The organism is Aeromicrobium sp. REDSEA-S32_B7 (assembly GCF_001626145.1).
In the GTDB taxonomy this organism is placed as follows: Bacteria; Actinomycetota; Actinomycetes; order Propionibacteriales; family Nocardioidaceae; genus Aeromicrobium; species Aeromicrobium erythreum.
Genome location: NZ_LUNF01000129.1, coordinates 1 through 3,368, shown reverse-complemented (window position 1 = coordinate 3,368; position 3,368 = coordinate 1). Strand labels below are relative to the sequence as shown.

4 protein-coding genes are annotated in these 3,368 nt (G+C 72.8%); 3 read left to right on the top strand and 1 reads right to left on the bottom strand.

The window, feature by feature from the left end:
- On the top strand, positions 1 to 1,617 hold a 1,617-nt coding region (gene gcvPB / locus A6Q79_RS09300; RefSeq protein ID WP_317697927.1), incomplete at its 5' end, for an aminomethyl-transferring glycine dehydrogenase subunit GcvPB.
- Positions 1,618 to 1,638: 21 nt separating this feature from the next.
- On the opposite strand, the gene A6Q79_RS09295 is transcribed toward gcvPB, so the two are convergent.
- Positions 1,639 to 1,974, bottom strand: a complete 336-nt coding sequence (locus A6Q79_RS09295) for a DUF4333 domain-containing protein (protein WP_286690316.1) — start codon at positions 1,972 to 1,974, stop codon at positions 1,639 to 1,641.
- A gap of 116 nt (positions 1,975 to 2,090) precedes the next feature.
- On the opposite strand from A6Q79_RS09295, the gene A6Q79_RS09290 reads away from it, so the two are divergent.
- Both A6Q79_RS09290 and A6Q79_RS09285 read left to right on the top strand, forming a co-directional pair.
- The gene (locus tag A6Q79_RS09290) at positions 2,091 to 2,474 is read left to right on the top strand and encodes a hypothetical protein (RefSeq protein ID WP_067857311.1); all 384 of its coding nucleotides are present in this window, start codon (positions 2,091 to 2,093) and stop codon (positions 2,472 to 2,474) included.
- Positions 2,471 to 3,368 (top strand): putative T7SS-secreted protein (locus tag A6Q79_RS09285; RefSeq protein WP_317697925.1); only part of this gene is annotated, 898 nt, incomplete at its 3' end. The genes A6Q79_RS09290 and A6Q79_RS09285, both read left to right, overlap by 4 nt.

The window sequence follows — 3,368 nt, the reverse complement described above, 5'->3', positions numbered from 1 at the left end:
CACCTGCGCAGGGTCGACGCCGACCACGTGGCCGTCTCGACGTCGGAGGTCACCACCGTGCCGCACCTGCAGGCCGTGTGGCGTGCGTTCGGGGTCGCCGGCTCCCACCAGGGTCCCGCCGCCGACGCGCTGCCCGAGGCGCTCGTCCGAGACGACGCGATCCTCACCCACCCGGTGTTCGCCGAGCACCGCAGCGAGACCCAGCTCCTGCGCTACCTGCGCACGCTGAGCGACCGCGACTACGCGCTCGACCGCGGCATGATCCCGCTGGGCTCGTGCACCATGAAGCTGAACGCGACCGCCGAGATGGAGCCGATCAGCTGGCCCGGCTTCGCCGACCTGCACCCCTTCGTGCCGGCCGAGGACGCCGCGGGCATGATCGAGCTCGTCGAGACGCTCGAGTCGTGGCTCGCCGCGGTCACCGGCTACGCCGCCGTCTCCGTGCAGCCGAACGCCGGGTCGCAGGGCGAGCTGGCCGGCCTGCTCGCCATCCGCGCCTGGCACCGCAGCAACGGCGACGAGCGTCGCGACGTCTGCCTGATCCCGAGCTCGGCGCACGGCACCAACGCCGCGTCGGCCGTCATGGCGGGCATGCGGGTCGTGATCGTCAAGGCCACCGAGATCGGGGAGGTCGACCTCGACGACCTGCGCGCGGTCTGCGCCGAGCACGCCGACGACCTCGCGGCGATCATGGTGACCTACCCGTCGACGCACGGCGTCTACGAGGACGGCATCACCGAGCTGTGCGACGTCGTGCACGCCGCGGGAGGCCAGGTCTACGTCGACGGCGCCAACCTCAACGCCCTGCTCGGCCACGCCGAGCCCGGCACGTTCGGCGGCGACGTCTCGCACCTGAACCTGCACAAGACGTTCTGCATCCCGCACGGTGGCGGCGGTCCCGGCGTGGGCCCGGTCGCGGTGGCCGAGCACCTGGTGCCGTTCCTGCCGAGCCACCCGCTGCACCCGGTCGCCGCGAAGCGTCAGGGCATCGGTGCGATCAGCGCGGCACCGTACGGCTCGGCGGGCATCCTCCCGATCCCGTTCGCCTACGTCTCGATGATGGGCGCACAGGGACTCACCGACGCCACGTCGGTCGCGGTCCTGTCAGCCAACTACGTCGCCGCCCGGCTCAAGGACGCCTTCCCGGTGCTCTACACCGGACGCTCCGGGCTCGTCGCGCACGAGTGCATCCTCGACGTCCGCGGCATCACGAAGGAGACCGGTGTCACCGTCGACGACGTCGCGAAGCGGCTCGTCGACTACGGGTTCCACGCACCCACCATGAGCTTCCCGGTCGCGGGCACGCTGATGGTCGAGCCCACCGAGTCCGAGGACCTCGCCGAGCTCGACCGCTTCTGCGACGCGATGCTCGCCATCCGCGCAGAGATCGACCAGGTCGCGGCGGGGGAGTGGCCCGAGGGCGACAACCCCCTGGTGCAGGCTCCGCACGCGGCCCGTGAGCTGCTCGACTGGCAGCACGCCTACCCGGTCGCCACGGGCGTGTTCCCCACGGGCAGCACCCAGGACAAGTACTTCCCGCCGGTGGGCCGCATCGACCAGGCCTACGGCGACCGGAACCTGACCTGCTCCTGCCCGCCGATCGAGGCGTTCGCCTGAGTCGTGGCCCGGCGCGCGGCCTCAGGCCGTGCCGTCGGGCAGCGGCGTGTCGTCGACCTGGATGTCGAACCTGACCCGCTTGCCGGACACCGACGTGACCGTGAGGGTCAGGCCGAAGCGGGTGTCGCCGTCGACGAGCGTGCACCGCATGGTGCGGTCGACCTCGCCGACCAGCCGTCCGGGACAGTCGATCCGGTCGGGCGCACGGCCGTACTTCTCGCGCAGGCTGTCCATCACCTGCTGCTCGACCTGCCGCTCCGGCATGCTGCCGACGCGGCCTGCGCTCACGTCGACGCTGCAGGCCGCCGTGAGGAGGAGACCGACCAGCACGAGCACGGCTGTCGCGCGACGTCGCATGACGCTCCTCCAGGGTCGGGTGCGGCCCCACGATACCCACGCCACACGCGGGAGGGCGTGACCTGCACCCAGGACCTGGACTAGTGTCTGACATGTCGTCCAGAGGGGGTGGGCTCATGTCCTTCGAGGTGGTTCCGACCGAGCTGCGCGCAGCGGCCGAGACGCTGCGCACCGAGGTCGACCCGTTCGCCGGGTTCACGGTGCTGCAGGTCTGCTACGCCGACACCGCGCTCGGCCACGTCGAGCTCGACACCTGGATGACGACGATCGCCGGACAGGTCGACGACGCCGCCGCGCAGCTGCGTGAGGCCATGGTCGGCATCGCGGGCGCCCTCGACTACGTCGCCTCGCGCTACGAGAGCACCGACGACCAGGTCGCGCAGTGCTTCGCGCAGGACCCGATCACGGCGCTGGGCCTGCCCGAGGGCTTCGACCCCGGACCGCCACGGATCGGCCCGGCGGTGCCGCTCCAGGGCTCTGGCACGGGAGGACAGCCGTGACGCTCGTCGCCGGCGCGTCCCTCGGCAGCACCGACGACCCCACGGCGCTCGTCGTCGGCAGCGTCGAGACCGTCGAGAGCATCGCCACCCGGTTCTCCGACACCGCGAGCGACGTCGACGCCCGCCGCACCGCGCTGTCGCGGGTGCGTGCCGCGTCGTGGACCGGTGTCGCGGCCGATGCCTGGGAGACGCGGATGGACGAGGAGCTGACCCGCTTCACCCGGCTCGTGGAGGTCCTCGAGACCGCCGCGACGGCGTTCACCGGGTACGCCGGCGCCCTGCGGACCGCGCAGGACCGCGCCCGGGAGGCGATCGAGACCTGGGACCGCGGGGAGCAGGCCACCGAGACCGCGACCCAGGCGTTCAACCGCGACGTCGACGCCTACAACGAGGCGATCCGCAGCGGTGGCCCCCTCCCGCCGCACCCGGGCACGTTCGTCGACCCCGGCCAGGACCTGCGCGACGAGGCCGAGGAGATCCTCTCCGACGCGCGCGACACCCTCGACTCGGCGGGCACCGACGCCGTGCGGTCGCTCGGCGGACTGCCGGGCTCGCGGACCGAGGGCAGCAGCAGCTGGTTCGGCGCCGAGGGCGAGGTGTCCGGCCCGACCTTCACCTGGGACGCCTTCTCCCAGGCGTTCGGCGACCGTCGCACCGGTGACTACCGCGACGGCGAGCACAGCGACGCGGGGCTCAGCTTCGGCAGTGCCAGCGGTGACGCCTGGGTCTACCGCGCGCAGGGCGGCTGGGAGGACTACATCGCCGGGGGCCGTGCCACCGCCGACGGCGAGTTCCGGTTCCTCACCGCCGACGGTTCCGCCGGCGGCAGCCTGACCCCCGAGGGGCTCCGGCTCAACGCCGACGGCACGCTGACGCTGGTCGGCGCGTCCGGGG

Excerpts from the sequence above, each read along its gene's own strand:
- A6Q79_RS09295 (WP_286690316.1), bottom strand. The coding sequence starts at position 1,974 with ATGCGACGTCGCGCGACAGCCGTGCTCGTGCTGGTCGGTCTCCTCCTC.
- A6Q79_RS09290 (WP_067857311.1), top strand. The coding sequence starts at position 2,091 with ATGTCCTTCGAGGTGGTTCCGACCGAGCTGCGCGCAGCGGCCGAGACG.